The organism is Burkholderia sp. Se-20378, from assembly GCF_017104665.1.
Taxonomy (GTDB): domain Bacteria; phylum Pseudomonadota; class Gammaproteobacteria; order Burkholderiales; family Burkholderiaceae; genus Burkholderia; species Burkholderia lata.
On sequence record NZ_JAAGPG010000742.1, the window covers coordinates 1 to 3,391 of the forward strand.

3 protein-coding genes and 1 pseudogene are annotated in these 3,391 nt (G+C 69.2%); 3 read left to right on the plus strand and 1 reads right to left on the minus strand.

Going from position 1 to position 3,391, the window contains the following annotated elements; genetic code table 11:
• From G3N93_RS36895 to G3N93_RS36905, 3 genes and pseudogenes are all read left to right on the plus strand, one after another.
• Positions 1-127, plus strand: a pseudogene (locus G3N93_RS36895) (chromate transporter); the annotation flags it as partial.
• 252 nt (positions 128-379) lie between these two features.
• The gene (locus tag G3N93_RS36900; RefSeq protein WP_174939809.1) at positions 380-1,642 is read left to right on the plus strand and encodes an MFS transporter; all 1,263 of its coding nucleotides are present in this window, start codon (positions 380-382) and stop codon (positions 1,640-1,642) included.
• Positions 1,643-1,667: 25 nt separating this feature from the next.
• Positions 1,668-2,984: a D-amino acid dehydrogenase gene (locus G3N93_RS36905; protein ID WP_174942235.1), complete on the plus strand. Its 1,317-nt coding sequence runs from the start codon at positions 1,668-1,670 to the stop codon at positions 2,982-2,984.
• 124 nt (positions 2,985-3,108) lie between these two features.
• On the opposite strand, the gene G3N93_RS36910 is transcribed toward G3N93_RS36905, so the two are convergent.
• Positions 3,109-3,391: 2'-5' RNA ligase family protein (locus tag G3N93_RS36910; RefSeq protein WP_277396602.1), on the minus strand; the 283-nt coding region annotated here is incomplete at its 5' end.

The window sequence follows — 3,391 nt, forward strand, 5'->3', positions numbered from 1 at the left end:
CGGCACCGCGCCGTTCTGGGAACGGCTGCGCCGCAGCACGCGAATGCAGGCCGCGCTCGCAGGCGTGAACGCGGCCGTCGTCGGGCTGCTGGTCGCCGCGCTGTATCACCCGGTCTGGACCGACACGTCGACGGTGGCCTGACGCTCTGAGGCAAGTGCCCTGCGCGCCGTGCCGGCGCGTGGATCGTCACCGTCGCCAGGGCCTGCATCGCACCCAAGCGCGATCGGCCATCACGCCTTCCCCGAACGAACGCCCACCACCCTCGCCATTCATCGCGCCGCGTCGCACCCGCACTCACCTTTTTGGCACCCCGCATCCCGACCGTAAAATAGCCGCCAGACGGCAGCGCGAGACGAGACAAAAGAGGGGGCGGCAAGCATGCAGGCATTCCAGTGGTTCAACGAACTGTCGACGCGCGAGCGCAGGACGCTGTACGCCGGCTTCGGCGGCTACGCGGTCGATGCGTTCGACTTCATGATCTATTCGTTCCTGATTCCGACGCTGATCGCCACCTGGGGCATGACGAAAAGCGAGGCCGGGATGATCGCGACGAGCTCGCTGATCTCGTCGGCGCTCGGCGGCTGGGTCGCCGGCATCCTCGCCGACCGCTACGGCCGCGTGCGCGTGCTGCAGTGGACGATCGCGACGTTCGCGCTGTTCACCTTCCTGTCCGGCTTCACCCATTCGTTCTGGCAACTGCTCGCGACGCGCACGCTGCAGGGCTTCGGCTTCGGCGGCGAATGGTCGGTCGTGACGATCATGATGGCCGAGACGATCCGCTCGCCCGAGCATCGCGGGAAAGCGGTCGGCACCGTGCAGAGCAGTTGGTCGTTCGGCTGGGGCGCGGCCGCGATCCTCTACTGGGCGTTCTTCGCGCTGCTGCCCGAGCAGCTCGCGTGGCGCGCGTGCTTCTGGATCGGCATCGTGCCCGCGCTGTGGATCCTGTATATCCGCCGCAACGTCAGCGATCCCGACGTCTACACGGCCACCCGCCGCGCGCGCGACGAAGGCCGCGTGTCGGGCCACTTCCTCGAGATCTTCTCGCCGCCGCACCTGCGCGCGACGCTGTTCGGCAGCGCGCTGTGCACCGGGATGCTCGGCGGCTACTACGCGATCACGACGTGGCTGCCCACCTACCTGAAAACCGTCCGCCACCTGTCGGTGTTCAACACGAGCGGCTATCTCGTCGTGCTGATCGTCGGCTCGTTCATCGGCTACGTGGTCGGCGCGATCCTGTCCGACCGGCTCGGCCGCCGCGCGTCGTTCATCCTGTTCGCGATCGGCTCGTTCTCGCTCGGCATGGCGTACACGATGCTGCCGATCACCGATACCGCGATGCTGCTGCTCGGCTTCCCGCTCGGCATCGTCGTGCAGGGGATCTTCGCGGGCGTCGGCGCGTACCTGTCGGAGCTGTATCCGGGCGCGATCCGCGGCTCGGGACAGGGCTTCTGCTACAACCTCGGGCGCGGGCTCGGCTCGTTCTTCCCGATCCTCGTCGGCTCGCTGTCGCAGTCGATGTCGCTCGTGAAGGCGATCGGCCTCGTCGCCGGCGGCGGCTACCTGCTCGTGATCGTCGCCGCGCTCGTGCTGCCGGAAACGCGCGGCAAGTCGCTCGTCGACGATCCGGCCGTCGCGCCGTGAGCCACCGCTTCGTTCCGGAAACCGCATGCACGTGATCGTTCTCGGCGCCGGCGTGATCGGCGTCACCACCGCCTGGCACCTGCGCGAAGCAGGCTGCGACGTCACCGTGATCGAACGCGAGGCCGATGTCGCGCAGGCGACGAGCCTCGGCAACGCGGGCGTGATCGCGCCCGGCTACGTGACGCCGTGGGCCGCGCCCGGGATGCCCGGCAAGATCCTCAAGTACCTGTTCAAGCCCGCTTCGCCGTTGATCTTCCGGCCGACGCTCGACGCCGCGCAGTGGCGCTGGATCGCGCGCTGGCTGCGCGAATGCGAATTCGAGCGGTTCCGCGTGAACAAGCAGCGGATGCAGCGCATCGCGTACTACAGCCGCGCGTGCCTGCACGCGTTTCGCGACCGTCATCCGTTCGACTACGGCGCGAGCCGCGGCTACCTGCAACTGCTGCGCAGCGCGTTCGACATCGAGATGGCGCAGCCCGCGCTGAAGGTGCTGCGCGACGCCGGCATCGCGTTTCGCGAGCTCGACGCGGCCGGCTGCACGGCGATCGAGCCGGGCTTGCGCTGGGCGCGGCAGGCGCCCGTCGGCGGCATCTACCTGCCCGACGACGAAGCCGGCGACTGCGCACGCTTCACGCGCGAACTGCGAGCGCTGTGCGAAGCCAACGGCGTGACGTTCCGCTTTCGCACGGAAGTGCAGGCGCTCGACGTTGAAGCCGGCCAGGTGCGCGGTGTGCGGATCGTCGGTAACGGCGACGAGGATGGCGGACCGAATCCGCTCGCATCGAACCCCGGCGGCCAGCACCGCGACGCGCGGCTCGCTGCCGACGCGATCGTCGTCGCGCTCGGCGTCGACAGCGCCGGCCTGCTGCGACCGCACGGCATCGACGTGCCGCTGTATCCGGTGAAGGGCTATTCGGCGACGCTCGCCGTCGTCGACGACGAAAAAGCGCCGCGCGCCGCGCTGATGGACGAATCGCTGAAGACGGCGATCACGCGTTTCGGCCCGACGTTGCGCGTCGCGGGTACCGCGGAACTCGGCAACCGGCACGCAGTACTACGACAGCAGGCGCTCGATACGCTGATGAAGGTGCTCGACGACTGGTTCCCGCACGCGGCCGATCGCACATCGGCGCGCTTCTGGGTCGGCCGACGGCCGATGACGCCCGACGGGCCGCCGCTGCTGGGCGCAAGCGGGATCGACGGGCTATGGCTCAACGTCGGCCACGGCTCGACGGGCTGGGCGATGTCGATGGGATCGGGAAAGGTGGTGGCGGATCTCGTCACGGCGCGAGAACCGGAGATCGATCTGTCGGGGTTGACGCTCGCGCGCTACGCCCGGTAGGCCCGGTAGGCCCGGTAGGCCCGGTAGGCCCGGTAGGCCCGGTGGCCGGACGATATCGTCGAAGCGATGCGCTGACGCGATACATAAATGACGCCCGGCAATCGCAACGCAGCTCGCAAGCCGCTCACGGCGCCGCCGCACCATCCGCATCACCATCCGCCCGCGCAATCGGCGCCGACACGATCGGCCGATGCGACACGCCCTCGTGCGACAACCGGCTTTCGAACAACGTAAGCGCATCGAACCGCAGCGCGACCGGCCGCTTCACCGAACCGCCGTGTGCCGGCTGCCCGACCGCATCGTGCGGCAGCCGCGCGAGCGTCACGTGCGGGCGAAATGGCCGCCGGTCAGCCGGCACGCCGAGCTCGCGCAGCTTCGCCGACAGCGCGACGTTCAACGCCGCACAC

Excerpts from the sequence above, each read along its gene's own strand:
- G3N93_RS36900 (WP_174939809.1), top strand. The coding sequence starts at position 380 with ATGCAGGCATTCCAGTGGTTCAACGAACTGTCGACGCGCGAGCGCAGG.
- G3N93_RS36905 (WP_174942235.1), top strand. The coding sequence starts at position 1,668 with ATGCACGTGATCGTTCTCGGCGCCGGCGTGATCGGCGTCACCACCGCC.